The 22,904-nt window shown below is 71.5% G+C and carries 22 protein-coding genes; 12 read left to right on the forward strand and 10 right to left on the reverse strand.

Annotation, left to right across the window (positions count from 1 at the left end):
- Positions 1-99: 99 nt before the first annotated feature.
- Both AB0M80_RS01425 and AB0M80_RS01430 read right to left on the reverse strand, forming a co-directional pair.
- Entirely contained in the window at positions 100-579 is a 480-nt protein-coding gene (locus AB0M80_RS01425) for a hypothetical protein (RefSeq protein ID WP_364557263.1), read from the reverse strand.
- Between the two features lie 72 nt (positions 580-651).
- Positions 652-2,052: an NAD(P)H-quinone dehydrogenase gene (locus tag AB0M80_RS01430; protein ID WP_364557266.1), complete on the reverse strand. Its 1,401-nt coding sequence runs from the start codon at positions 2,050-2,052 to the stop codon at positions 652-654.
- Positions 2,053-2,180: 128 nt separating this feature from the next.
- On the opposite strand from AB0M80_RS01430, the gene AB0M80_RS01435 reads away from it, so the two are divergent.
- Entirely contained in the window at positions 2,181-2,633 is a 453-nt protein-coding gene (locus tag AB0M80_RS01435) for a gamma-glutamylcyclotransferase (protein WP_285988293.1), read from the forward strand.
- 69 nt (positions 2,634-2,702) lie between these two features.
- Here AB0M80_RS01435 and AB0M80_RS01440 read toward each other — a convergent pair whose 3' ends face one another.
- From AB0M80_RS01440 to AB0M80_RS01465, 6 genes are all read right to left on the reverse strand, one after another.
- Positions 2,703-3,536 carry a DUF559 domain-containing protein gene (locus AB0M80_RS01440; RefSeq protein WP_364558524.1) on the reverse strand — a complete coding sequence of 278 codons (834 nt, stop codon included), beginning with the start codon at positions 3,534-3,536 and terminating at the stop codon, positions 2,703-2,705.
- A 219-nt stretch (positions 3,537-3,755) separates the two neighbouring features.
- Positions 3,756-5,057 carry an amidohydrolase gene (locus tag AB0M80_RS01445; protein ID WP_364557269.1) on the reverse strand — a complete coding sequence of 434 codons (1,302 nt, stop codon included), beginning with the start codon at positions 5,055-5,057 and terminating at the stop codon, positions 3,756-3,758.
- Between the two features lie 205 nt (positions 5,058-5,262).
- Positions 5,263-5,568, reverse strand: a complete 306-nt coding sequence (locus tag AB0M80_RS01450) for a hypothetical protein (RefSeq protein WP_364557272.1) — start codon at positions 5,566-5,568, stop codon at positions 5,263-5,265.
- Positions 5,569-5,617: 49 nt separating this feature from the next.
- Complete coding sequence (gene meaB, locus AB0M80_RS01455; RefSeq protein ID WP_364557275.1) at positions 5,618-6,613, reverse strand: methylmalonyl Co-A mutase-associated GTPase MeaB; 996 nt, start codon at positions 6,611-6,613, stop codon at positions 5,618-5,620.
- Positions 6,614-6,616: 3 nt separating this feature from the next.
- Entirely contained in the window at positions 6,617-8,785 is a 2,169-nt protein-coding gene (gene scpA, locus AB0M80_RS01460) for a methylmalonyl-CoA mutase (protein WP_364557278.1), read from the reverse strand.
- Complete coding sequence (locus AB0M80_RS01465) at positions 8,782-10,635, reverse strand: methylmalonyl-CoA mutase family protein (RefSeq protein ID WP_364557281.1); 1,854 nt, start codon at positions 10,633-10,635, stop codon at positions 8,782-8,784. Before AB0M80_RS01465 ends, scpA begins: the two co-directional genes overlap by 4 nt.
- A 152-nt stretch (positions 10,636-10,787) precedes the next feature.
- On the opposite strand from AB0M80_RS01465, the gene AB0M80_RS01470 reads away from it, so the two are divergent.
- Complete coding sequence (locus AB0M80_RS01470; protein WP_364558526.1) at positions 10,788-12,533, forward strand: serine/threonine-protein kinase; 1,746 nt, start codon at positions 10,788-10,790, stop codon at positions 12,531-12,533.
- Here AB0M80_RS01470 and AB0M80_RS01475 read toward each other — a convergent pair.
- Positions 12,530-13,156 (reverse strand): MerR family transcriptional regulator, encoded by a 627-nt coding sequence (locus AB0M80_RS01475; protein WP_364557284.1) that lies wholly within the window; start codon positions 13,154-13,156, stop codon positions 12,530-12,532. The genes AB0M80_RS01470 and AB0M80_RS01475 overlap by 4 nt on opposite strands.
- A 108-nt stretch (positions 13,157-13,264) precedes the next feature.
- Between AB0M80_RS01475 and AB0M80_RS01480 the strand changes: the two genes are divergently transcribed.
- Genes AB0M80_RS01480 through AB0M80_RS01490 form a run of 3 tightly spaced genes read left to right on the forward strand, consistent with a single transcriptional unit; the run spans position 13,265 to position 15,422 of the window.
- Positions 13,265-14,221: a hypothetical protein gene (locus AB0M80_RS01480; RefSeq protein ID WP_364557287.1), complete on the forward strand. Its 957-nt coding sequence runs from the start codon at positions 13,265-13,267 to the stop codon at positions 14,219-14,221.
- Positions 14,221-14,646, forward strand: coding sequence for an ABA4-like family protein (locus AB0M80_RS01485; RefSeq protein WP_364557290.1), 426 nt, complete (start codon positions 14,221-14,223; stop codon positions 14,644-14,646). Before AB0M80_RS01480 ends, AB0M80_RS01485 begins: the two co-directional genes overlap by 1 nt.
- Positions 14,643-15,422, forward strand: a complete 780-nt coding sequence (locus AB0M80_RS01490; protein WP_364557293.1) for a purine-nucleoside phosphorylase — start codon at positions 14,643-14,645, stop codon at positions 15,420-15,422. The genes AB0M80_RS01485 and AB0M80_RS01490 overlap by 4 nt, the downstream gene beginning before the upstream one ends.
- Positions 15,423-15,493: 71 nt before the next feature.
- On the opposite strand, the gene AB0M80_RS01495 is transcribed toward AB0M80_RS01490, so the two are convergent.
- A complete protein-coding gene (locus AB0M80_RS01495; protein WP_364557296.1) occupies positions 15,494-16,654 on the reverse strand; it encodes a nucleotide disphospho-sugar-binding domain-containing protein in 1,161 nt (386 codons plus the stop codon).
- Between the two features lie 30 nt (positions 16,655-16,684).
- Between AB0M80_RS01495 and AB0M80_RS01500 the strand changes: the two genes are divergently transcribed.
- The 7 genes from AB0M80_RS01500 to AB0M80_RS01530 all read left to right on the forward strand — a co-directional run bounded on the left by AB0M80_RS01500 (position 16,685) and on the right by AB0M80_RS01530 (position 22,886).
- Positions 16,685-18,319 carry a phospho-sugar mutase gene (locus AB0M80_RS01500; RefSeq protein ID WP_364557299.1) on the forward strand — a complete coding sequence of 545 codons (1,635 nt, stop codon included), beginning with the start codon at positions 16,685-16,687 and terminating at the stop codon, positions 18,317-18,319.
- The gene (locus AB0M80_RS01505; protein WP_364557302.1) at positions 18,319-18,771 is read left to right on the forward strand and encodes an NAD(P)H-dependent oxidoreductase; all 453 of its coding nucleotides are present in this window, start codon (positions 18,319-18,321) and stop codon (positions 18,769-18,771) included. The genes AB0M80_RS01500 and AB0M80_RS01505 overlap by 1 nt, the downstream gene beginning before the upstream one ends.
- A 305-nt stretch (positions 18,772-19,076) precedes the next feature.
- Complete coding sequence (locus AB0M80_RS01510) at positions 19,077-19,505, forward strand: XRE family transcriptional regulator (RefSeq protein ID WP_364557305.1); 429 nt, start codon at positions 19,077-19,079, stop codon at positions 19,503-19,505.
- Positions 19,502-20,023, forward strand: a complete 522-nt coding sequence (locus AB0M80_RS01515; protein ID WP_364557307.1) for a hypothetical protein — start codon at positions 19,502-19,504, stop codon at positions 20,021-20,023. The genes AB0M80_RS01510 and AB0M80_RS01515 overlap by 4 nt, the downstream gene beginning before the upstream one ends.
- 58 nt (positions 20,024-20,081) lie before the next feature.
- Positions 20,082-21,245, forward strand: coding sequence for an MAB_1171c family putative transporter (locus tag AB0M80_RS01520; RefSeq protein ID WP_364557310.1), 1,164 nt, complete (start codon positions 20,082-20,084; stop codon positions 21,243-21,245).
- A 1-nt stretch (position 21,246) separates the two neighbouring features.
- Positions 21,247-22,413 carry an amidohydrolase family protein gene (locus AB0M80_RS01525; RefSeq protein WP_364557313.1) on the forward strand — a complete coding sequence of 389 codons (1,167 nt, stop codon included), beginning with the start codon at positions 21,247-21,249 and terminating at the stop codon, positions 22,411-22,413.
- An 83-nt stretch (positions 22,414-22,496) separates the two neighbouring features.
- Complete coding sequence (locus AB0M80_RS01530) at positions 22,497-22,886, forward strand: hypothetical protein (RefSeq protein WP_364557316.1); 390 nt, start codon at positions 22,497-22,499, stop codon at positions 22,884-22,886.
- Positions 22,887-22,904: the final 18 nt, after the last annotated feature.

Below are 22,904 nucleotides of genomic sequence, written 5' to 3' on the forward strand. Positions count from 1 at the left end.
TTGAGTCCTGACGGTACCTCCGCGGCCGCGCGCAGGTCTCGAACGGAAACGACCACCTCGGAGCGGCGCTCCGAGGTGGTCGTTTCCGGATTCGGGAACTCAGCCCGCCATACTGCCGTCGCCCGCTTTCGCGGCGCCGGACGGCACCTTCGCGACCTGGGCGGCGGGCACCGTGAACTGCGTGCTGTACGTCTGGCCGCCGCAGGTGACGGTCAGCGGGTACGTCCCCGCCGCGGTGCCCGGCTTCAGTTCGACGTCGGCGCTGATGTTCGCGTCGGCGCCCATGAACGGGCCGGGGGTGTAGTTCGTGAAGGTCAGCACCGGCGAGGAGAACGCCGGCGAAGCGCCTTCGCACTTCGCCAGTGCGACGTTCGGCGCGTCGCGGACGTACTTGTCCACCAGCGTCTGGTTGATCGCGGTGTTCACGTTGAGCTGAACCGAACCCGCGGTGGTGCTCGGCGCCGGGCCGGACGTCGGACTCGCGCTCGGCGTGGAACCGGTGCTCTGCGCCACCGCCGGTCCCGCCAGCGCCGTCGCCCCGATCACCACTGCTGCAACGAAAACCACCGTCTTGCGCACCTTCGCACCTTTCGCGTCCTTCAGCCTTACCACCGACAAGACGCGACGGGGGCGCCCGGGTTGCGTGCCCGATCAGTCGAGATCGTCGTGGCGCATGAGCTGGCGCCCGGCCTCGGTGATCGAGCCCGACAACGACGGGTACACCGAAAATGTCAGTGCCAGGTGGTCCACTGTGAGCTGGTTCTGGACGGCGAGCGCGATGGGAAGGATGAGCTCGCTCGCCTGCGGCGCCACGACGACGCCACCGACGACCACGCCGGTGGCGGGGCGGCAGAACAGCTTCACGAAGCCTCGGCGGAGGCCCTCCATCTTCGCGCGCGCGTTGGTGGCCAGGGGCAGCATGATGGTGCGCGCGGGCACCTCGCCGGAGTCGATCGCCTGCTGGCTGATGCCGACGGTGGCGATCTCCGGGTGGGTGAACACGTTGGCGGCGACGGTCTTGAGCTTGATCGGCGCGACGCCCTCCCCCAGCGCGTGCCACATCGCGATGCGGCCCTGCATGCTCGCCACCGAGGCCAGCATGAGCACGCCGGTGCAGTCGCCGGCGGCGTAGATCCCGGGAACGGAGGTGCGCGAAACGCGGTCGACGGTGATGAACCCGCCGGGGCCGGGCGAGATGCCGACCTTGTCGAGGCCGATGTCCTTGGTGTTCGGGACCGATCCGACGGTCATCAGCGCGTGGCTGGCTTCGATCACGCGGCCGTCGGCGAGGTGGATCTTGACGCCCTTTTCGGTGCGCTCGACGCGGTCGGCGCGCGCCTGCTTCGCGACGGTCGTGCCGCGCTGCGAGAAGACCTCTTCGAGCACCGCGGCGGCGTCGGCGTCTTCGTGCGGCAGCACGCGGTCACGGCTGGAGACGACGGTGACCTTCACGCCCATCTCGGTGTAGGCGGACGCGAACTCGGCGCCGGTGACGCCCGAGCCGATCACGGCGAGGTGTTCGGGCAGCTCCTGGAGCTCGTAGAGCTGACGCCAGTCGAGGATGCGCTCGCCGTCCGGGACCGCGCCGGGCAGCACGCGCGGGGTGGCGCCGGTGGCGATCAGGACGACGTCGGCGGGCAGCTTCTCGGTGCCGTCCTTCGTCGTGACGGCGACCTTGTGGGTCGCGAGGCCGGGCTCTTCGTCGCAGAAGCGTGCTTCGCCGATGACGACGCGGACGCCTTCGCGCTGGACGCGGGCGCGGATGTCGGCGGACTGGGCGAGCGCGAGGCCCTTCACCCGGCCGTGGACGGTCGGGAGGTCGATGCTCGTGTCGGCCATGTCGGTGTTGATGCCGAGCTCGCCGAGGTCGTGCATCTTGGCCAGCGCGCCCGAGCTCGCGATGAACGTCTTCGACGGGACGCAGTCGTAGAGGACGCACGCGCCACCGAGGCCGTCCCGTTCGACGATCGTGACGTCGGCGCCGTGCTGGGCCGCGACGAGCGCGGCTTCGTAGCCGGCCGGGCCCCCGCCCATGATCACGATCCTGGTCACCTGAGTCCTCCTCGAAGTGCGTACTTGCGGTGGTCTCACCGTACGCGGCGAAGGTGACCGGACACTGAAGTGGGCGAACACGGCGAGTGCGTCCACTCGGGTGAGGGAGGTGTCGCTACGCTGTCGTCGTGCCGTTGTATGCCGCGTACGGATCGAACATGGAGCCCGCCCAGATGCTGGAGCGAGCGCCCCACTCTCCGATGGCCGGCTCCGGCTGGCTGGAGGGGTGGCGCCTGACCTTCGGCGGCGAGGACCTCGGCTGGGAAGGTGCCCTGGCCACGATCGTCGAGGACCCCGGATCGCGGGTCTTCGTCGTGCTCTACGACGTGACCCCGCTGGACGAGACCGGGCTGGACCGCTGGGAAGGCGGCGAGCTCGGGATCCACTCGAAGATCCGCCTCCGCGTCCAGACCATGGACGGCTCGGTCCTGGCCTGGCTGTACGTCCTGGACGCCTACGAAGGCGGCCTCCCGTCCGCGCGTTACCTCGGCGTCCTGGCCGACGCCGCGGAAGCGGCCGGCGCCCCGGCCGACTACGTCGACGACCTGAGAACCCGCCCCTGCTCCGGCATCACCGGCTAACCCGTGTCGTCCATCCAGGTACGCGTGTCGTCCGGCTGAGTACGCGTGTCGTCCGTTCGGGGCGGAAGCCTAGGCGGATCGGAGCCGGAATGCTTCGCGGAGTTCCCTCAGCAATCGGCTCGAATCGCGAAGGTCCTCCGCGGCGGCGCGGATAGTGAGCCAGCCGCGCGCGGTCATTCGGCTATCTCGCTCCGCGTCGTAGTCGCCTTGGTTTTCGTGGGCGGCATACCCGTCGTACTCGAGCGCAATACGCCGCGACGGCCACGCCATGTCGAGCCGGTAGATCAACCGGCCATCGAAGTCGGTGATCTGGTACTGCGGCTCCGGGACGGGGAACCCGGCCCCGACCACAACCAGTCTGAGGATGCTCTCCGGCGGCGATTCCGCCTTGCCGGTGGCAAGGTCGAGAAGCGTCAGCGCCCTGTGGATACCTCGGCGATCCCGGCGGTCGTCGAGACGGCCGCGGATGTTCTCACGGAGCTTCCCGAAGTGGTCCGGGGGCAGGCCTCGGAGAGACTCGTCGAGCGCAGCGAAGGCGGTCCGGCGGTCGCCATCGCAGAGGAACTCGGCCATCGCAAGATCGATCGGGAACGTGGCCAGGCCGTCGAGTTCGATCACGTCCGTCGGCCGGTAGTACCCCTGGTGGACGACGAGTCCCGGCTTCGACTTGATCCGGCGCTCGTACGGCACGGTGACGTGGATGGCCGATCCTTCGGCAGCCGAAATCCCGTGCAAGGCAAGAGATGTCTGCCCGGACAACACGACCGGCGGGGCCACGGCCAGCAGGGCCGCCTCCGCTCTCGTTTTCAGCTTAAGCGCATCATTGGCACGCATGACTACCCCGCGCCAAGGCTGCGTGAGCAAGCCGCTCGCCAGCGCCTCACGTACGGCGCGCTGCCCCATTTCGTCCACGGCACGGCGACGTGTTGCCGCGCCGTGCCGTCCACCCCAGTCGCTCACGACACTCAGGATCAGGCCCTTCCCGTGATCTTCGGAAGGGCCTGATTCCACACCTGTGGATAACTATCTGCCTGTGGATAACTCTGGGGACAACTTCCGTGCACAGACGGACGACACGCGTACCTGGATGGACGACACGCGTATCCAGGTGGACGACACGGGTTAGGCGAGGGAGGTTAGGGCGGTGTGGACGAGGGTTCGGACTCCGCAGAGGAGGGCACGCTCGTCGAGGACGAAGGTGGGGCGGTGGATGTCGGATTGGGGGGCCGGGGGGCCGGACCAGACGCCGAGGCGGGCGAAGGCTCCCTGGACGTGCTCCAGGTACCAGCCGAAGTCCTCGCCGCCGGAAGACTGCTCTGTCGACGCCACCGCGCCCTCGCCGAGGGCCGCTTCGGTGCCCGCGCGCATCAGGGCCGTCGACTCGGCGTCCGAGACCACCGGGGGGACGCCTCGGCGGTAGTCCAGCGAGAAGCCGACCCCCGTCGGGGCCAGCAGGGACTCCACCGACGACGCCACCAGGGGCTCCAGCGCCGTCCAGACCTCGTGGTCGGCCGTGCGCAGCGTGCCGCGCAGGACGCCGTCCTGCGGGACCGCGTTGGCCGCCTGGCCCGCGTGGACCGCGCCCCACACCAGGACCGTTCCCGACCGCGGGTCGACCCGGCGGGAGAGCACCGCGGGCAGCGAAGTGATCACCGTGCCCAGCGCGTGCACCAGGTCGGCCGTCAGGTGCGGCCGGGACGTGTGGCCGCCCGGCGACGTCAGGCGCAGCTCGATCAGGTCCGCCGCGGACGTCAGCGCGCCGACGCGCATCCCCACGGAACCCACCTCGAGCCGCGGGTCGACGTGCAGGCCGTAGATCCGCTCGACGCCGTCCAGCGCGCCCGCCGCGATCATGTCCAGCGCGCCACCGGGCATGACCTCCTCGGCCGGCTGGAAGATCAGCCGCACCCGGCCGGGCAGCTCCGGCGCGCCGGCCAGCGCGCGGGCCGCGCCGAGCAGGATCGCCGTGTGGGCGTCGTGGCCGCACATGTGCGCCGCGCCCTCGACGGTCGACGCGTACGGCAGCCCGGTCGCCTCCGTGAGCGGTAGCGCGTCCATGTCCGCGCGCAGCGCCACGCACCGCTCACCACGGCCGATGTCGCAGACCACGCCGGTGCCGCCCGGCAGCACCCACGGCTTGAGCCCGACCGCGCGCAGCAGCGTGACGACCAGTTCCGTGGTCGCGAACTCGTGCCGCGACAGCTCCGGGTGCCCGTGGATGTGCCGGCGCCACGCCAGCACGTCGGTCGCGTTGGCGCGCAGCCAGTCGTCCAGCCAGAACGGGCCGCGGCCCGCACCAAGGTCCTCCACGGGAGCCATGCTTACGCCGGCCTCGGAAATGAGCGCCTCGGACCCCTCCATGGGGTTGATGATGCGCCCTTGGGGGTCGCCTGGAACGTCCGGCCGTGAGTCCAACACCGTCACGCCGCACCTCCTCCCGCAACACGGGCAACCCGCGCAGCGGCTGGGGTCACGCGTCGTGCCGATCGATCTGTCGTACGCATTTGCAGACGATCGTGCACCATGCAGGCGGCAAGCCGCGCCTCGAAAACGGCCGTCCTAGACGGCCGGTAGCGGATCTGCGTTGAACGGCGTGCAGAGTTTCGGCAAAGCCGAACGCGATCCGGCGTCAGGAACCCTTGGCCTTCTTCGAACGGATCTTGCGGCCCCAGATCACGATGCCGAGCAGAGCCGCCGCGATCAGGCCCGCGATCAGCTTGTTCTTGGTCTTTTCGCTGTTGGCCTTGTCGGTCTGGGCCGGGTCGAGCACCGGGCCCGGATCAGCCGTGGCCTGTGCCGGGACGGGCACCGCCGCCACGTGCGCCACCGTCACCGGAACGGCCACCGGACGCAGCTGCCCGGCCAGCGCAGGCGACGCGGTGAACAGCACCGCGCCCAGCAGGCCGACCAGGACCAGACCCCGCAGTTTCGCCATGTCATCCTTTCGCCACGCCCAGGCATTCTGCCCGCGGACCGCCCGGACGTCAGCCACCACGCGGTGGACCGAACGCGTCGAGGATCCGCTGTGCACCGAGGGTAGCCGTCAGTTCACCGTCCCGCACCGCCCGTTCGACGTCGGGAACGACCGTTCGCACCTCCGGATGCGCCGCCAGCCGACCCAGCAGCTGTTCGCGCACCATCGCCCAGGTCCAGTCGACCTGCTGCTGCCGCCGCCGGACGTCGAGTTCGCCGGACGCCGTGAGCGTTTCGCGGTGCTGCTCGATCGCGCCCCAGACTTCGTCGAGACGCCGGTTGTGCAGGCCGCTGCAGGTCAGCACCGGTGGCGTCCAGGACGCTTCGGGCCCGTAGATCATCCGCAACGCGCCCGCCAGCTCCCGGGCGGCGCGGCGCGCGTCCCGCTCGTGGTCGCCGTCGGCCTTGTTGACGGCGATGACGTCGGCGAGCTCCAGCACGCCCTTCTTGATGCCCTGGAGCTGGTCGCCGGTGCGGGCCAGCGTCAGGAAGAGAAAGCAGTCGACCATGTTCGCCACGGTCACCTCGGACTGCCCGACGCCGACCGTCTCGACCAGCACGACGTCGTAGCCGGCGGCCTCCATCAGCACGATGGTCTCGCGCGTGGCGCGCGCGACCCCGCCCAAGGTCCCGGACGTCGGCGACGGCCGGATGAACGCCCGCGGATCCACCGCCAGCCGGGCCATCCGGGTCTTGTCGCCGAGGATCGACCCGCCGGTCCGCGTCGACGACGGGTCGACGGCCAGCACGGCCACCCGGTGCCCGGCCGTGGTCAGGTCGGTGCCCAGCTGGTCGATGAATGTCGACTTGCCGACACCGGGGACGCCGGTGATACCGACGCGCCGCGCGCCACCGGCCGCAGGCAGCAGCTCGACCAGCAGTTCCTGCGCCAGCGCGCGGTGGTCCTCCCGCTGCGACTCGACCAGCGTGATCGCCTTCGACAGCGTCCCGCGGTCACCCGCCAGGACCCCCTTGGCGTAGGCGGTGACGTCGATCTTGCGCGGCAAGGGTCAGGACTCCTGCGCCGACAACTGGCCGAGCAGGTCGATGGCCGCGTCCGCGAGCACCGTGCCGGGACCGAAGATCGCGGCAGCTCCGGCATTGCGCAGCGCCGGGTAGTCCTGCGGCGGGATGACGCCGCCGACCACGACCATGATGTCCTCGCGCCCCAGCTCGGCGAGCTCGTGCCGCAGCGCGGGCACCAGCGACAGGTGCCCGGCGGCCAGCGACGAGACGCCGACGACGTGCACGTCCGCCTCGATCGCCTGGCGGGCGACCTCGGCCGGGGTGGAGAACAGCGGGCCGACGTCGACGTCGAACCCGAGGTCGGCGAAGCCGGTGGCGATCACCTTCTGGCCGCGGTCGTGGCCGTCCTGGCCCATCTTCGCGACGAGGATCCGCGGACGGCGGCCCTCCTCCGCGGCGAACTCTTCGACCAGCTGACGGGCCTTCTCGACGTTCTGCGTCTTCCCCACCTCCTCGCGGTACACCCCCGAGATGGTCCGGATCTGGCCGGAGTGGCGGCCCCAGATCTTCTCGAGCGCGTCGGAGATCTCGCCGACCGTGGCCTTCGCGCGGGCCGCGTCGATGGCCAGTTCCAGCAGGTTGCCGCCCTGCTGAGCGCCCTCGGTGAGCCGCCGCAACGCGTCCTCGGTGGCCGCGGGATCACGCTCGTCACGCAGCCGCCGCAGCTTCTCCAGCTGCTGGGCGCGGACACCGGCGTTGTCGACCTTGAGCACGTCGATGTCTTCGTCGCCCGTGACCTGGTACTTGTTCACGCCGATCACCGGCTGCCGCCCGGAGTCGATGCGGGCCTGGGTGCGGGCCGCGGCCTCCTCGATGCGCAGCTTGGGGATGCCCGCGTCGATCGCCTTGGCCATGCCGCCGGCCTGCTCGACCTCGGTGATGTGGCCCCACGCCTTGCGCGCGAGGTCGTAGGTCAGCTTCTCGACGAAGGCACTGCCGCCCCACGGGTCGATCACGCGCGTGGTGCCGGACTCCTGCTGCAGCAGGAGCTGGGTGTTGCGGGCGATCCGCGCGGAGAAGTCCGTCGGCAGCGCGAGGGCCTCGTCGAGGGCGTTCGTGTGCAGCGACTGCGTGTGCCCCTGGGTCGCGGCCATCGCCTCGACGCACGTCCGGACGACGTTGTTGTAGACGTCCTGCGCGGTCAGCGACCAGCCCGACGTCTGGGAGTGCGTCCGCAGCGAAAGCGACTTCGAATTGGCAGGCGAGAAGCCTTTCACCAGCTTCGCCCACAGGAGACGCGCCGCGCGCAGCTTCGCGACCTCCATGAAGAAGTTCATGCCGATCGCCCAGAAGAACGACAGCCGCGGCGCGAACTTGTCGACGTCCAGCCCGGCGTCGACGCCGGCGCGGAGGTACTCGACGCCGTCGGCGAGCGTGTAGGCCAGCTCGAGGTCGGCGGTCGCGCCGGCTTCCTGCATGTGGTAGCCGGAGATGGAGATCGAGTTGTACTTCGGCATGTGCTGCGAAGTGAACGAGAAGATGTCGGAGATGATCCGCATCGACGGCTGCGGCGGGTAGATGTAGGTGTTGCGGACCATGAACTCTTTGAGGATGTCGTTCTGGATGGTCCCCGCGAGCTGCTCGGGTTTGACCCCTTGCTCCTCTGCTGCCACCACGTACAGCGCCAGTACCGGCAGTACGGCTCCGTTCATGGTCATCGACACCGACATCTTGTCCAGCGGGATGCCGTCGAAGAGCTGCCGCATGTCGTAGATGGAGTCGATCGCGACGCCCGCCATGCCGACGTCACCCGAGACGCGCGGGTGGTCGGAGTCGTAGCCGCGGTGGGTGGCCAGGTCGAAGGCGACCGACAGGCCCTTCTGCCCGGCGGCGAGGTTGCGCCGGTAGAAGGCGTTGGACTCCTCGGCGGTGGAGAACCCGGCGTACTGGCGGATGGTCCACGGCTGGTTGACGTACATCGTCGGGTACGGGCCGCGCAGGAAGGGCGCGATGCCGGGGTACGTGCCGAGGAAGTCCACATCGGACAGGTCGGCGGCGGTGTACACCGGCTTGACGCCGATGCCTTCGGGCGTCTCCCAGGCGAGGGCGTCGGGGCCCTTGCCGGTGGCGCTCTCCACCGCGCGCGCCCAGGTCTCGCGGTCGGCGGGTGCGGGCGTGCCGAGGTCGACGCCGGCGAAGTTCGGGATGGTCATCGCGCAACTCCCAGCTTGGCGTGCAGGCCGTTGAGGACTTCCAGGGCGTCGCACCCGGCGAAGACGTTCCCGTCGATGCCGTCGTAGGACCCCTTGCCCGCCAGTAAGACGTACTCGGCGCCGAGGGACGCGGCCACGTCGGACGCCTCGGCGGCGTACGCGGCATCGGTGCCGCAGAGACAGGCGATCCGGGCGCCGGACGCCCGGAACGCGCCGGGCAGGTCGTCCGTGGCGCCCGGGTTGACGGCTTCGATCCCGCCCGCCTGGAACAGGTTGGCGGCGAACCCGGCGCGCGCGGTGTGCGCGGCGACCGGGCCGAGCGTGGCCAAGAAGATCTGGGGCCGCGAACCGTGTGCGGCGAGGTAGGCATCGGACGCGTCTCGAAGGGCTTCGAAGCCTTCGGCGTACCGGTGCCGCGGCAGCCCACCTTCCACAGTGGACTCCGCCGGCGCGCGGACCACCGGCTTCTCGGCCAGGTTCGGGAACTCGCTGACGCCGGTGAGCGGGTCACGGCGGGTCGCGATCCGCTTCGAGCGCTTCTCCCACGTCTCGGCCAGCCGCGACGCCAGCGCGCCGGACGCCAGCTCCGCCACCAGGCCGCCGGCCGCCTCGATCGCGGTGAACTCGGCCCAGGCGGCGTGCGCGAGGTCGTCGGTGAGCTTCTCGACGTACCAGGAGCCGCCCGCCGGGTCGGCCACGCCGGCCAGCTTGGTCTCCTCCAGCAGCACGGCGTGGGTGTTGCGGGCGACCCGGGCGGAGAACCCGTCCGGACGGCCGATCGCGGCGTCGAACGGCAGCACGGTGACCGCGTCCGCGCCGCCGACGCCCGCGCCGAAGCAGGCCACGGTCGTGCGCAGCATGTTCACCCAGGGGTCGCGCCGGGTCAGCATGGCCGGCGACGTCACGGCGTGCTGGCGCATGGGCGAGGTGAAGCCGCAGACCTCGGCGACGCGCGCCCACAGGCGGCGCGCCGCGCGCAGCTTCGCGATGGTCGAGAACTGGTCGGCGGTCGCGGCGAGCCGGAACTCGAGCTGCCCGGCCGCGGCCTCGACGTCCAGCCCGGCGTCGGTCAGCGAACGCAGGTAGGTGACACCGGCGGCGACGAGCGCCCCCAGCTCCTGCGCGTCCGAGCCACCGGCTTCGTGGAACGGCAGGCCGTCGGCGACGATCGTCCGCACTTTCGGGTACTTCCCGGCGACACGCGCCGCGAGGGCGGCGGCCGGTTCGAGCGTCACGACCGAGCCGGAGCGGGCCGCCAGCCCGATCGGGTCCGCGCCCAGCACGGCGGTGGCCTCGCTCGCCGGGATCTCGCGTTCGGCGAACAGCTCGAAGAGCGCTTCGGCAGCGGCTTCGTACGAAGCACCGGCGTCCAGGACCACGGGCGCCAGGTCGAGGTACACCTCGTTCAGCGCGTCGGCGAGCGACTCGGGTGGCACCGAGAGCCAGATCGACGTCACGCCACCTTCGAGGTCGGCGAGGATCGCCTTGTTGACCGCGCGGGCGTCGTCGCCGGTGAACCGGGCCCGCACGTCCCAGCCGGTGCTGACCTGGCCCTCCGGCCGGGCGCCGCGCACGTAGGGCGGCAGACCGGGGAAGCCGAGGTCACCGGGGACGTCCTCGGCCGTGTACAGCGGCTGGATCTCGATCCCGTCGTAGGTCCGCGTGACGAGCTTGCTCTCCGGGGCGCCCGCGAAGTCCGTGGAGGCTGTGGAGTCTTCGGGGAGCTTGCCGCTCTTGCGCAGCACACCCGCGACGAGCTCCTGCCACTGCTCGCGCGTCGCCTGGGGGAACTCGGCCGCCAGGTCGAGTTCGGAGATCGGCACTGACTCCGGACCGGCCACTTCAGTCATAACCTGTGATGGTAGAGGCACTCGCCGCGCTCGACCTGTGACTCTAGTCGCGCTAGGGGGCACGTTAGGGGCCGGAACCCGCACGCTGCGTCGGGACTGCCGGTCGCGTACGCCACAATTGGCGCGTGCCCCCCTCCAGCGAAGAGACACGAGTGGTCGCCGGTCGTTACCGGCTGCGTTCGGTGCTCGGCTCCGGGTCGATGGGCACCGTCTGGTCGGCCTACGACGAGTTCCTGCACCGGCAGGTGGCCGTCAAGGAGATGAAGGTGCCGCCGGGCATCCCGGCGTCACAGGCGGACGAGCTGCGGGAGCGCACGCTGCGCGAGGCGCGCGCGATCGCCGTGCTGTCCCACCCGAACGTGATCATCCTGCACGACGTCGCCCGCGAGGACGACCAGCCGTTCGTGGTGATGGAGCTGCTGCCCTCGCGCAGCCTGGCGCACATCCTGCGCGACCACGGGCCGCTGACCGTCGGGCAGGCCGCCGCGGTCGGCATCGCCGTGGCGTCCGCGCTGGAGGCCGCGCACTCCGCCGGGATCACCCACCGCGACGTCAAGCCGGGCAACGTCCTGGTGGCCAGCGACGGCCGGATCAAGCTGACCGACTTCGGCATCGCCCGCAACGTCTCCGAAGCGACCATGACCCGCACCGGGATCATGCTCGGCTCGCCCGCCTACATCGCGCCGGAAGTGGCCTCCGGCGGCGCCGTCACACCGGCCGCGGACCTCTGGGGCCTCGGCGCGACGCTGTTCGCCGCGGTCGAGGGCGCGCCGCCGTACGACGCCGACGGCGACCCCCTGGAGACGGTCGGCAAGGTCGTCAACGGGAAGGTGCCCCAGCCGAAGGCCGGCCCGCTGGCCGACGTCATCGGTGCGCTGATGAAGAAGGAGCCGAACAAGCGGATCACGCTGCGCGAGGTCCGGCACCGGCTCTACCCGCTGCAGACGAAGACGCCGCTCGACCTGTTCGGGGCCGAGCTGTTCCACACCCCGGACGGCAAGAAGACCTCCGCGCAGCCGGACGCGACCGACACGCAGGTCATCAAGACCGTCCTGCCCGAGAAGGACAAGGGCAAGGTCAAGGCGGAGAAGAAGGCCGAGGCGTCGAGCAGCGAGCTCGCCGCCGACCCGGGCCCGCTGCCGTTCCTGCGCCCGCCCGCCCCGGCACCGGCCACAGACCCGCCGACGGTGTTCGTCCCGCCGCCGCCTCTGACGCGGCCGGCCCGGCGCACCTCCACGGCCACCGCCGTGCTCGTCGCGGTGGCGATCCTGCTGTTCCTCCTCGCCGCGGGCGGCGGGTTCGCGCTGGCCAGGGCGGTCGGCGGGCAGTCGCTGCTGCCCCCGGAGGCCGCCCCGCGGAGCACGTCGAACGGCCCCACCGACGTGCCGGCCCCGTCGCTGGTGCAGCAGTCCGGCGACGCGAGCTACGTGACCGGCAACGGCGGGCAGTTCGGCCTCCAGGTACCCGCGGGCTGGCAGAAGTTCGTCGCCCCGCACACCACCACGAAGTTCGGGGCGAGCACGGCGGTCCAGTACGTCTCGCCCGACGGCCGCCGGTCGCTCCGGGTGGAGCGGCTGGCCAAGTACTTCGCCCAGTTCCCCGGCGACGACGAGTACATCTCCTGGCTGAAGGCGTCCTACCCGGGCGACGCGTTCCAGCTGTTCGGGCCGTCGCCGCTGCCGGGGGGCAAGGGCACGACGCTGACCTACCGCCTGGCCGAGGGCGGCACCCTGCCGGAAAGCGGCGGGGGCGGCGGCACCCGCGTGACGTTCATGAACCTGACCCAGGCGGGCACCAGCCTGTGGATCCTTTCGGTCACCGTGCCGGCCGAGCAGGAGAACTCGGGCCGCCAGGACGTCTTCGACCGGGTCGCCCCCACCCTGAGCGTCTCGGACTAACTTTCGAGGACCTCGCGTGACACCCGCTCCTGGGCGAGGTAGCGCAACCCGGCGAAGATCCGGTCACCGAGCACGGTGGCGACCAGCCCGGTTTCGATGATCTCCTCCACCGACGTCCGGCCGGCCACCGCCGCGAGATCGAGTTCCGCGACGCGCTTCGCGAGCCGGGCGTACTCGTCGAGCCCTTCGGTCAGCGTCTCCTGGCCGAGTTCCTTCGCCGTGGCCAGCGCGGCGACGAGGTTGTCGACCACGGCGTTCCCGGGTTCGTGCCGCTTCCAGCCGTGGCGGTGGACGAGGTCGTCAAGCAGCGCAGTCGCCCACTCGACGCCCTCGTCGGACACCTTCGGCGCCGGCCCGGCCAGCTCCCGCTGGACGACACCCATCGTTCGGTGCGGGGTCTCGCGGTCGTCGATCGCGCGCAGCACGGCAGCGACCGAGGCCAGTGACAGGCCGCCGACTTCGGTGAGCGCCTTGATCAGCCGCAGCCGCTGGACGTGGGCCGCGGCGTACCGCGCCTGGTTCGGGCTGGTGCGCTCGCCGGGCGGGAGCAGGCCTTCGCGCAGGTAGTACTTGACGGTCGCGACCGGCACCCCCGACTCGGCGCTCAGTTCGGCCATCCGCATGCGCATCGCTCCAGGGGTCGGTCTCCGGGGCAATCCTGAAGACTTCTCAGTATGGATAGTTTAACTTCCCACAACAGAGAGCATCGCTATCCATTCTGGGAGGCCACCATGACCATCCTTGCCGATCTCCGGAGCAGAACGAACGGGTGGCACCGGCCGTCCACGCTCGCGGCCGCCGCCTACGGGGTGCTGGCGGTGCTGTGCGTCGCCGCCCTGCTCCTCGACCAGCGGACCCTGGCGGGCGCGCCGATCTGGGCCAAGCCGTTCAAGTTCGCGGTGTCCGCGGCGCTCTACTTCGGCACGTGGAGCTGGCTCGTCTCGCTGCTGCCGCGGTTCCGGCGCACGGCGAGCGTGCTGACGAGCGCCCTGGTGCTGCTCTTCGCCGCCGAGTACGTCCTGCTGGTGTTCCAGGCCGCGCGCGGCCGCGCGAGCCACTTCAACGGCGCGACCCCGCAGGACGCCGCGATCTTCCGCATCATGGGCGTGATGATCGCGGGACTGTGGGTCGCGACGCTCGCGCTGACCGTGCTGATGCTGTTCACCAAGGTGCCCGACCGGGCGAGCTTCTGGGCCGTGCGCGCCGGAGCCGTGCTCTCGCTCGCCGGGATGTCGCTGGGCGCCCTGATGACGAACCCGACCGCGCAGCAGCTCGCCCACTGGCAGACCGGTGGACGGCGGGACGTGGTCGGCGGGCACACCGTCGGCCTCGCCGACGGCGGCCCCGGCCTGCCGATCCTCGGCTGGAGCACGGTGGCGGGCGACCTGCGGATCCCGCACTTCGTCGGGATGCACGCACTGCAGGCGTTGCCGCTGCTGGCCATCGCGCTGGCCGCACTGGCCGCGCGCTTCCCCGGGCTGCGGGATGACGTCGTCCGCGCGCGGCTCGTCCTGATCGGCGCGGCCGGCTACGCGGGGCTGATCGCGCTGGTCACCTGGCAGGCCCTGCGGGCACAGTCCATCGTGCACCCCGACGCGACGACGCTGTGGGCGTTCGCGCTGCTGGCCGGGGCCGTCGGGCTGGGGGCACTGGCGGTCGTCCGCGCGCCGGAGCGGGTGGCGGCGTGATGGCCGAGGCACTGTTCACCTGGGCGTTCCCGCTGGCGACGCCGTTCTGGGCGCTGATGATCCTGGCGCCGAAGTGGCGCTGGACGGCGCGGATCATGGCGTCGCCGTGGGTGCCGCTGCTGCCGCTCGTGTGCTACTTCGGGCTCGTGCTGCCGCACTTCGGCGAGTGGGGGCGGGCGATGCTCCGGCCCGACCTCGGCGTCCTGCAGACGCTGCTGGCCACGCCGTGGGGTGCCGGGCTGGTCTGGGCGCACCTCATCGCGTTCGACCTGTTCATCGCGCGGTGGATGTACCTCGAGGCTCGCTCGCTGAAGATCTCGCCGTGGATCGTCAGTCCGATCCTGGCGCTGACGATCTTCCTCTCGCCGTTCGGGCTGGTGGTGTTCCTGGTGGTGAGGAGCGTCCGGATACGCTCCCTCGCATGAGTGAACACGAGGCCGCGGCCGCCATCGCCAAGCGCACCGGCGTGGACGCGCACGACATCGCGGTGGTCCTGGGGTCGGGCTGGCGCCCGGCGGCGGACGTCATCGGGGAGTGCGAGACGGAGATCCCGTTCGCCGAACTGCCCGGCTTCACCACGCCCGGCGCGGTGGGCCACGGCGGCACCATCCGCTCGCTGAAGGTCGGCGGCAAGAACGTCCTGGTGATGCTGGGGCGGACGCACTTCTACGAGGGCAAGGGCGTCGACCAGGTGGTGCACAACGTGCGCACCGCGGCCGCGGCCGGCGTCCGGTCGGTGCTGCTGACGAACGCGGCGGGCGGGCTGCGCGAGGGCTTCCACGTGGGCCAGCCGGTGCTGATCTCGGACCACCTGAACCTGACCGCGCGCTCCCCGATCGTCGGCGCGAACTTCGTCGACCTGACGGACCTGTACTCCGCGCGGCTGCGGGGCGTCGCCCGCGAGATCGACCCGTCGCTGGAGGAGGGCGTCTACGCGGGGCTGGTGGGGCCGCACTTCGAGACGCCGGCGGAGATCCGGATGCTGCGCACGCTGGGCGCGGACCTGGTCGGCATGTCGACGGTCCTGGAGGCGATCGCCGCCCGCGCGGCCGGCGTCGAGGTCTTCGGCCTGTCCCTGGTGACGAACCTGGCCGCGGGCATGACCGGGGAACCGCTGAACCACGAAGAGGTCCTGGAAGCCGGCCGCGCGGCCGCGACCCGGATGGGCTCCCTCCTCCGGGAACTGGTCACCCGCGCCTGACCTGCCGAGTTCCGGCTTGAATCACGTGAGTGCGTGATTCAAGCCGGAACTCGCGTGATTCGAGCCGGAACTCAGACCAGGGTGGGGAGCTGGGCGGCGACGTCGGCCGGGGACGGCATCGCCGCGACCTCTTCGGCCAGGACGCGGGCCGCGTCGCGGACCGACGAGTCCGTGAGCAGGTGACGGGCTTTCGCAGCCACGGCCTCGGCCGTGACCTCCGTGCCGAGCAGGCGGTCGCCCACGCCGGCCGCGAGCACCGTGTCCGCGTTGCTGAACTGGTCCGCGCCCTGCGGCATCAGCAGCTGCGGCAGGGCCGCGCCGAACGCGCCGAGCGTCGTGCCGCTGCCGCCGTGGTGGACCACCAGGTCGACGTGCGGGAGCAGCGCCGCCTGCGGGACCCACGCCTCGAGCCGGACGTTCTCCGGGACCTCGCCCAGCGCGTCATCGGGCAGGGACGGGCCGGTGGCGACCAGGACGTCGACGTCCAAACCGGACAGACCGGCGATCGCCTCGGTGAGCACGCCCGCGTGGCCCATCGCCGTGCCGAGCGTCAGGTAGACCAGCGGACGCCGCTTGTCCAGCACGCCCGGCGGCAGTTCGCCCGGCTCGCTCCAGCCGACCGGGCGCAGCGGGACCCGGCGGGTCCGCGCCACGAAACCCGGCTCCTGCACCGACTCCGGGCAGATGTCGATGAACGGGCCGCCGAACGCCAGGTCCTCGCCGACCTCGATCCCCAACGTGGCACCGTGCTCGCGGATCGCGGCACGGATCATGACGGCCATCGGGTCGTCGCTGGACACCCGGCCGAATCCGTGCGCCACCACCGGAAGCCCGGCCTTCAGCGCGGCGAACGCCCCGCCCGAATTGCCCGCCTCGCTCACGACCAGCTCCGGCCGGACGTGCTCGAACAGCGGCAGCAGGTCGGCGACGAACCGCTTCGGCATCAGCTCGCCGAACACCTTCGCGACGACCGGGAACAGCTCCTCCCGCGGGATGTCGCCGGGCGGGCGTCGCGGGCCGGACGGCCCGGCCTCGGCGAACGCCTGGCCGAACGCGTCCTTGATGGCGAGCCCGGCGACCGCCGTTTCGAGCCCGGCTTTTCGCAGCTGTGGCAGGAAATCTTCGGAAGTGGCGAAGACGACGTCGTGGCCCGCGTCGCGCGCGGCGACCGCCAGCGGGACGAGCGGGAAGGTGTGACCGAAGGACCCCAGTGAGGTGAACAGTAAGCGCACCTACCCGACCATAGCCCGTAGGCTGACGCGGTGACATTGAATTCCACCCTGCGTGACGCCGCTTTCCGCTGGATCGCCGACGACCCCGACGACGGCTCCCGCGCCGAGCTGCAGGCCGTGCTGGCCCGCGCGATGGGCGGCGACGCCGGCGCCGCCGAAGACCTGGCCGGCCGGATGGCCGGCCCCCTGGAGTTCGGCACTGCCGGCCTGCGCGGCCCGGTGCGCGCCGGGCCGAACGGGATGAACGTCGCCGTCGTCACCCGCACGACGGCCGGGGTGGCGGAGTGGCTGAAGGCGCACGGGCACGGCGGCGCGCTGGTCGTCGTCGGCCGCGACGCGCGGCACGGCTCGGAAGCCTTCGCGACCGCGGCCGCGGAGGTGCTGACCGCGGCGGGCTTCGACGTCAAGGTCTTCCCCCGGCCGCTGCCGACGCCGGTGCTCGCGTTCGCCGTCGGCCGGCTCGGCGCGGTGGCCGGGATCCAGATCACCGCGTCGCACAACCCCCCGGCGGACAACGGGTACAAGCTCTACGACGCGACCGGCGGGCAGATCGTCCCGCCGTCGGACGGCGAGATCGAGCGCGCCATCGAGGCCGCGCCGGCCGCCGTCGGCGTGCCGCGGGAGCCCGGCGCCGAGGTCACCGACCTGCTGGACCGCTACCTCGACGAGGTCGCGACGCTGCCGATGGGGCACGAGCGCGCGGTGCGGGTGGCCGCGACGGCGCTGCACGGCGTCGGCGCCGAGACGCTGCGCGCGGCGTTCGAACGGGCCGGGCTCACCGACCTGCACCTGGTCGACGCCCAGGCCGTGCCGGACCCGGACTTCCCGACCGTGTCGTTCCCGAACCCCGAGGAGCCGGGCGCGACGGACCTGCTGCTGGCGCTGGCGTCCGATGTGGACGCCGACCTGGCGATCGCGCTCGACCCGGACGCCGACCGCTGCGCACTGGGCGTGCGCGAACGGGACGGGCGGTGGCGCATGCTGCGCGGCGACGAGACCGGCGTGCTGCTCGGCTCGTACGTCCTGTCCACAGTGGACCGAACGGTGCTGCCGGACCCGCTGGTGGCCACCACGATCGTGTCGTCGTCGATGCTCGGCGAGATCGCGAAGGCCGAGGGCGCCCGCTACGCCGAGACGCTGACCGGCTTCAAGTGGCTGGTGCGAGCCGGCGATGGGCTGGTCTTCGCCTACGAAGAGGCGCTCGGGCTGTGCGTGAACCCCGGCTTCGTGCGGGACAAGGACGGCATCGCCGCCGCGACGCTGGCCGCCGGGTTCGCCGCGCAGCTGAAGGCGCAGGGCCGCACGCCGCTGGACGTGCTCGACGAACTGGCCCAGCACCACGGCGTCCACCTGACCGACCAGGTTTCGCTGCGCGTCACGGACCTGGCGGTCCGCGGGCGGCTGATGGCGAAGGTGCGGGAGACGCCGCCGTCGCGGCTCGGCGGCGTCGAGGTCGTGCTCGAAGACCTGCTGCCGGACGCCGACGTGGTGCGCCTGACCGGCGAAGGGGTGCGCGTGGTCGTGCGGCCGTCCGGGACCGAACCGAAGCTGAAGGCGTACCTGCAGGTGGTGGCCCCGGTGACGGGCGCGCTGACGGACGCGCGGGGGGCGGCGCAGGAACGGCTGACGGCGTTGCGCGCGGACGTCGAGGAGCTGCTCGCCTGATGCCGAGGTTGCTGATCGTCCACCACACGCCGTCGCCGTCGACGCAGGCGCTGTTCGAAGCGGTCGTGGCGGGCGCGACGCACCCGGACGTCGAGGGGGTGGAGGTGGTCCGCCGCGCGGCTCTGGCGGCCACCGTCCCCGACGTCCTCGAGGCGGACGGCTACCTGCTGGGCACGCCGGCGAACCTGGGCAGCATGAGCGGCGCGCTGAAGCACTTCTTCGACACGATCTACTACCCGTGCCTGGACGCGACGCGAGGCCGCCCGTTCGGGTACTGGATTCACGGCAACAGCGACACTTCGGGCACGGAACGCCAGTTGCTGGCCATCACGACGGGCTTGTCGTGGGCCAAAGCGGCGGAATCCGTCATCACGACGGGTGATCCGGACAAACAGACTTTGGCGGCGTGTACCGAATTGGGCGCCACGGTGGCCGCCACCCTGATGGGCTGAGCGTGGCCGGAAATTAAGGGGCCTGTCACCGGAAGCCCTGGGGGTCGACCTCCGGCAACAGGCCGTGGCCAAGGGTTCGCCACGAGTGCGATCGACCTTGGCCCCCGAAGCGTACTACAGACCGCCGATCATGACGAGTCGAAGGCGCGACAACCTCTCGCCTGAGCCGTTCCGTGCACCCCCAGGGCACGGACCGCCAGGCGAGAGGCGAGCCAACTGTAAACCACTGCATACGATGGCTGTCAACATGTGCGTACAGTGGTTTCCGGTTAGAATTTTCGCGGCTGGATTCCCAGGGGGTGGAGATGGCACGGGAACGCACCTTCGCGGAACGTCTGAGCGCCCTGATCGAGGCCGCTCGGGTGGACGGCCGCGCACCGCACAGCTACCGGGAGATCTCCGCCGCTGTCGAGCGGTCGGGCGGCCCGGCGATGTCGCCCGCCTACCTGCAGCAGCTCGCCACAGGCAAGCGGGTCAACCCGAAGATCCACTACGTCGAGGCGCTGGCGAAGCTGTTCGGCGTGCCGGTGACGTACTTCTTCGACGAAGAGGTGGCCGCGGCGCCCGCGGGTGAGGCCCAGCTGATGGCCATGCGCGCGCAGGAGCTGTCCCCGCAGGGACGGCGGCAGGTGATGGACCTCCTGGAGCTCGTCGAACGCTACGAGCGGGCCGAACGCGAGGGCCGCCCCCCGGGGGACCGCGAGGGGCGGGGTCCGGGAAGCACCGTGCGATGAAGGAACGCGAGCTGCGCCGCCGCTGCCGGAAACTGCTCAAGGAGCTGGACATCGGGCCGCCGCTCGACGTCGAGGTGCTGTGCGCGCGGCTGGGCGAGCGACGCGGGCGGCCGATCCGGCTGATCGCGTACCCGCTGGAGGTGCCGGGGCCGTTCGGCTGCTGGATCGCGACGTCGTCCGCGGACTACATCTTCTACCAGGCCGAAACGACGAAATCGCACCAGGACCACATCATCCTGCACGAGCTGGGGCACATGCTGGCGGACCACCACCCGCACGGCGACGCCGAGCCGGCGGACTTCCTGCGCGGTCCCGCGCCGGATCTTGACCCGGATGCCGTACACCGCGCACTGCGGCGTTCGTCCTACGATGACGCGCACGAGTGGGAAGCCGAAACGGTCGCGACGATCATCCTCGAATGGGCGTCGGTCCTGAACTACACGATCCCCCGGCGCGCCGCTGACCGGGATCTCCGCCGGATCCAGGGGGCGCTCGGCGATCACCAAGGGTGGTTGTGAGCACACTTCTTACCAATCCGACCAAAAGCAGGCCGGCCCCCCGAGCGGCACGCAACCGATGCTGCGAAAGCCATCCGGCCGTGACTGTGGTCGGATTGGTCCCGAAAGGCACCGTCCCGTGAACCTGATCGCGCTGGTGCTGTTCGCCGCCGCGCTCGCGTGGCGGATCTACCAGGTGCAGCGCGCACCGACGGTGCCGAACTGGGCCGTCACCGCGTGCGTGGCCGGGTTCGCGGCGGCGTTCCTGCTGCAGCAACCGGTGATCTCCGACGAGGTGGACGCGCTCCTCGGGCGGGGTGCGGCGCGGGTGGCGAACAACGCCCTGCTGGCGTGCGGCCTCTGCGCACTGGTGATCTTCTTCCTCGGCTCGGCGCTGGGCCCCCGCCGGTACCGCCGGGTGGTGGTGGAGCTGGTGCCGCTGGCGGCGGCGATCGCGCTGATGCTCGTCGCGATGAGCCGGACGCCCCTCCAGCTGCGGGGCCTGCCGCTGGGGCCGTCGACGATCCACGACAGCGGGGTCGCGGTCTTCTACCTCGGCGCCGGGCTGTACCTGATCTACGGTCTCGTCGCCTGCACGGCCTGGATCGTGCGGTATCAGCGGGTGGCCGACCGGAACCTGCGGATCGGCCTGCGGCTGAGTGCGATCGGCATGGCGAGCGCCGCCGCCGGCAGCATCTTCCGCGCGCTCTACATCGTGGTGGCGTGGGTGTTCGGTCCCGTCGTGAAGGTCCTGCTGCTGCTCGGCGTGCCGTTCGTGATCGCCGGCGGGATGCTGTTCCTCGTCGGCGTCACCTACCCGGGGCTGCGGGCGCGGGTTTCGGCGTTGCGGCGCCGCCGCCAGCACCGGCGCGAACACCAGGCTCTCGCTCCCTTGTGGACGGTCCTGGTCGGGGCGTTCCCCAGCATCGTGCTGCGGACGCCGCCGCGCCGCGGCGACCGGCTGTCCCCACGCGGCACCCACCGCGTGCACTACCGCCGGGTGATCGAGATCCGGGACGGCCTGGTGCAGCTGTCGCCGTACCTGGACGCGGACTTCGGCGAGGTCGTCGCCACCGATCCCGGCGCCGCGGCCGAAGCGTTGAAGGCGGCGCTGCGGCGGCACGCGGCCGGCGAAGCCAGCGACGGCCGCGCCAAGCAGGTCCTGCCCGCCGGGGCCGACGACCTCGAATCCGACGTCCGGCCGCTGCTCGCTCTGTCGGCCGCGATGGAGAACGGGAAGTGACGTGGACACGCTGATCACCGCCGGCCGGGTGCTGCCGCGACCGTCGGCGCCGGTCCGGGACGGTGCCGTACTGGTGCGCGACGGTGTGATCGTCGCGGCGGGCCCGCGCGCGGACGTCGTCGCGCAGGCCGCACCGGATGCTTCCCGGCACGACTTCCCCACCGGTACCGCGCTGGCCGGGCTGTGCAACGTCCACGTGCACCTGGCGTTCGACGCGTCCCGCGAGATGCTGCCGCACTTCGAAGCGGACTCCTCGCCCTTGGACGGCGCGCGGTCGCGAGTGCGGCAGCTGCTGCGCAGCGGCGTCACGACCGTGCGGGACCTCGGGGACCGCGGCCACCTCGGCGCGGCCGTCCGGCGGTCGTTCGAGGGTTCCGCGGCGCCGCGGCTGCTCGTGTCCGGGCCGCCGATCACCGTGCCGGGCGGCCACTGCCACTTTTTCGGGGGCGAAACGGCTTCCGACGACGAAATCCGCGCCCTGATCGACGCGAACGCGGCGGCGGGCGCGGACGTGATCAAGGTGATGGCCAGCGGCGGCCAGATCACCGAGGGCGGCGCCGACATGTGGGAGTCGCAGTTCGACGCCCGGCAGCTTGGCGTGGTCACCGGACACGCGGCGCGGCACGGGCTGCCGGTCGCCGCGCACGCCCACGGCGCCGACGCGATCGAGGCCGCCGTCGAGGCCGGGGTGGCGACGATCGAGCACTGCAGCTTCCTGACCGGGCCGAAGTCGTTCGACCGCCGCTCGGACGTGGCGAAGCGGATGGCCGCCGAAGGCATTGCGGCGTGCTCGACGAGCAGCCGCAACTGGCGCGTGATCGTCGAGAAGCTCGGCGACGACGTCGCGCAGGCGATGTACGGGCGGCTGCCGTGGCTCGAGGAACACGGCGTCCGGCTGCTTTCCGGTACCGACGCGGGCCTGCCCGGCTCGGTGTTCGACGACCCGGTCGGCGCGCTGGAGCTGTACGAATGGCTCGGTTTCCCCCGGCGCCGGATCCTGGAGATCGCGACCGAGGACAGCGCCGCCGGCCTGGGGCTCGCCTCGGTGACCGGCCGTCTCGAGGCCGGGCTCGCGGCGGACGTCCTGGTCGTCGAAGGCGACCCCCTCGCGTCGCTCACCGCTCTCCGCAACCCCTTGCTGGTGCTGGCCCAGGGCCGCATCGCCTAGTTCCGCGACGGGGCACGAGCAGTTTGGTGACAGCGTTTTAAAACAGTGTTACTGTGGCGTCCTCATCCTTCGAAGGAGCCCCGATGCACGGACCCACTCAGCTGTTCACGGTGATCGCCCTGGTCTCGCTGCCGACCGTGATGTACGGCGGCTACGCGCTGATGGGCGTCATGCGCGACCGCAAGCTCACCGAACACCAGCGCGCGATGTTCCGCGCCGGCCACGCCCACGCCGGCGTCCTGCTGGTGCTCGCCCTGGTCGCGCTGCAGATCCTCAGCCGCACCACCCTGTCCGACACCACGCTGTGGGTCACCTGTTTCCTGCTGCTGTGGGGAATCCTCGCCCAATCGGGTGGATTCTTCGTTCACCTGATCCCCGGCCGGGGCAAGGTCGGCGGGCGCGTGACGTCCGTGGGCGCGGTGCTCCTGGCCGCGGCGACGCTGCTCACGGCGTACGGAGTCGCCTTCCCCTGAAAACCCGCATGCGGCCGG

It is taken from the genome of Amycolatopsis sp. NPDC051045 (assembly GCF_040682955.1).
Classification (GTDB): Bacteria; Actinomycetota; Actinomycetes; order Mycobacteriales; family Pseudonocardiaceae; genus Amycolatopsis.

Excerpts from the sequence above, each read along its gene's own strand:
- AB0M80_RS01515 (WP_364557307.1), top strand. The coding sequence starts at position 19,502 with ATGAAGGAACGCGAGCTGCGCCGCCGCTGCCGGAAACTGCTCAAGGAG.
- AB0M80_RS01520 (WP_364557310.1), top strand. The coding sequence starts at position 20,082 with ATGCTGCGAAAGCCATCCGGCCGTGACTGTGGTCGGATTGGTCCCGAA.
- AB0M80_RS01530 (WP_364557316.1), top strand. The coding sequence starts at position 22,497 with ATGCACGGACCCACTCAGCTGTTCACGGTGATCGCCCTGGTCTCGCTG.
- AB0M80_RS01450 (WP_364557272.1), bottom strand. The coding sequence starts at position 5,568 with ATGGCGAAACTGCGGGGTCTGGTCCTGGTCGGCCTGCTGGGCGCGGTG.
- AB0M80_RS01465 (WP_364557281.1), bottom strand. The coding sequence starts at position 10,635 with ATGACTGAAGTGGCCGGTCCGGAGTCAGTGCCGATCTCCGAACTCGAC.
- AB0M80_RS01485 (WP_364557290.1), top strand. The coding sequence starts at position 14,221 with ATGGCCGAGGCACTGTTCACCTGGGCGTTCCCGCTGGCGACGCCGTTC.
- AB0M80_RS01475 (WP_364557284.1), bottom strand. The coding sequence starts at position 13,156 with ATGCGGATGGCCGAACTGAGCGCCGAGTCGGGGGTGCCGGTCGCGACC.
- scpA (WP_364557278.1), bottom strand. The coding sequence starts at position 8,785 with ATGACCATCCCGAACTTCGCCGGCGTCGACCTCGGCACGCCCGCACCC.
- AB0M80_RS01490 (WP_364557293.1), top strand. The coding sequence starts at position 14,643 with ATGAGTGAACACGAGGCCGCGGCCGCCATCGCCAAGCGCACCGGCGTG.
- AB0M80_RS01440 (WP_364558524.1), bottom strand. The coding sequence starts at position 3,536 with ATGGGGCAGCGCGCCGTACGTGAGGCGCTGGCGAGCGGCTTGCTCACG.
- AB0M80_RS01505 (WP_364557302.1), top strand. The coding sequence starts at position 18,319 with ATGCCGAGGTTGCTGATCGTCCACCACACGCCGTCGCCGTCGACGCAG.
- AB0M80_RS01480 (WP_364557287.1), top strand. The coding sequence starts at position 13,265 with ATGACCATCCTTGCCGATCTCCGGAGCAGAACGAACGGGTGGCACCGG.
- AB0M80_RS01510 (WP_364557305.1), top strand. The coding sequence starts at position 19,077 with ATGGCACGGGAACGCACCTTCGCGGAACGTCTGAGCGCCCTGATCGAG.